Here is a 1,638-nt window from a genome sequence, read left to right as displayed (position 1 = left end):
GGCTTCAGACTGCTGACAAAGTACCCCCAAAGCCTGGCCACGCGCCGGGCTTTGTCGTTTAATGAGCGTCATGCTCAAGAAACCGACACCCATGCAGCACGAACTCGAGATGGTCACGCTCGAGGAACTCGTGCCGAAGGACCACCTGCTGCGCAAGATCGACGCGGCGGTGGATTTCGAGTTCATCCGCGAGAAGGTGGCGCACCTGTACTGCGCAGACAACGGGCGGCCCGCGCTGGATCCGGTGGTGATGTTCAGGCTGCTGTTCATCGGTTACCTGTTTGGCGTACGCAGCGAGCGCCAGCTCATGCGCGAAGTGCAGGTCAATGTCGCGTACCGGTGGTTTGCCCGGTTCCGGCTGATCGACCGGGTGCCGGACGCCTCGACGTTCTCGCAGAACCGGCGCCGGCGCTTCACGGATACGACGGTCTATCAGGAGATCTTCGACGCGATCGTGCAGCAGGCGATCGGACGCGGCATGGTCGAGGGGCGCGTGCTCTACACTGACAGTACCCACCTGAAGGCCAACGCCAACAAGCGCAAGTTCGATCTGGTGGAGCTTGAGCAGACGCCGTCGGCGTATCTGGCGGCGCTGGATGCCGCGGTCGACGCGGACCGTGCCGCGCACGATAAAAAGCCGCTCAGGCGCAACGAACCGAAGGCGAATGACAAGGACGGGGACGACGATGCGCCGGGTTCATCGGGCACGGACAAGGACAAGAAGGAAACGAAGGTCAGCCGCACCGACCCGGACAGCGGTTACATGGTGCGCGACGACAAGCCCACGGGCTTCTTCTATCTGGATCACCGTACGGTCGACGCGCGCTATTCAATCATCACCGACACCCACGTGACACCGGCCTCGGTGCACGACAGCCAGCCGTATCTGGCGCGTCTGGACCGGCAGCGCGAACGCTTTGGTTTCCATGTACAGGCCGTGGGGCTGGATGCGGGCTACTTCACGCCGGCAATCTGTCAGGGGCTGGAGGATCGTGGCATCGACGGCGTGATGGGCTATCGCACACCAAATCACAAGCCCGGGTTCTTCTACAAACGTGACTTCAGGTACAGCCGGTATCGGGAGGAATACACGTGCCCGCAGGGACAGGTTCTACGTTACAGCACAACGAATCGCGCAGGCTATCAGGAGTTCAGGTCCGATCCGTCCAGATGCGGTAGTTGCCCGGTACGCGAGAAATGCACGACGAGCGCCAACCACGTGAAAGTGGTGATCCGGCACGTCTGGGAGCGCGCAAAAGAGCGGGTCGATGCGCGTCGCCTGACCGACTGGGGCAAGGCGATCTACAAGCGGCGCAAGGAAACGGTGGAGCGCAGCTTTGCCGATGCCAAGCAGCTGCACGGGCATCGCTATGCGAGGATGCGCGGGCTGCGCAAGGTGGCCGAGCAGTGCCTGCTGGGCGCGGCGGCCCAGAATATCAAGAAGATCGCCCTGCTGGTGGCACGCCTGCGGGCGTGTTTACGTGTGCCGCGACGCCCTTACGGCTGCCTGCAGCGGCTCATCAGCGCACTCCGGGCCTTGATTGACCCAAAACTCGCGCCTTACGCCGCGACCCGCCTGGCCTGAAAAACAAAACCCCACGCTCCGAAAAACGTGGGGTTGGTCAGCAGTCTGAAGCC

At 62.6% G+C, this 1,638-nt stretch carries 1 protein-coding gene; it reads left to right on the top strand.

Annotation, left to right across the window (positions count from 1 at the left end; genetic code table 11):
* Window positions 1-70 precede the first annotated feature (70 nt).
* Window positions 71-1,585, top strand: coding sequence for an IS1182 family transposase (locus tag FSO04_RS45700; RefSeq protein WP_154567997.1), 1,515 nt, complete (start codon window positions 71-73; stop codon window positions 1,583-1,585).
* The last annotated feature ends 53 nt before the right edge of the window (window positions 1,586-1,638 follow it).

This window comes from Paraburkholderia madseniana (assembly GCF_009690905.1).
GTDB classification, from domain to species: domain Bacteria; phylum Pseudomonadota; class Gammaproteobacteria; order Burkholderiales; family Burkholderiaceae; genus Paraburkholderia; species Paraburkholderia madseniana.
This window is presented reverse-complemented; position numbering and strand designations above follow the sequence as displayed.

Excerpts from the sequence above, each read along its gene's own strand:
- FSO04_RS45700 (WP_154567997.1), top strand. The coding sequence starts at position 71 with ATGCTCAAGAAACCGACACCCATGCAGCACGAACTCGAGATGGTCACG.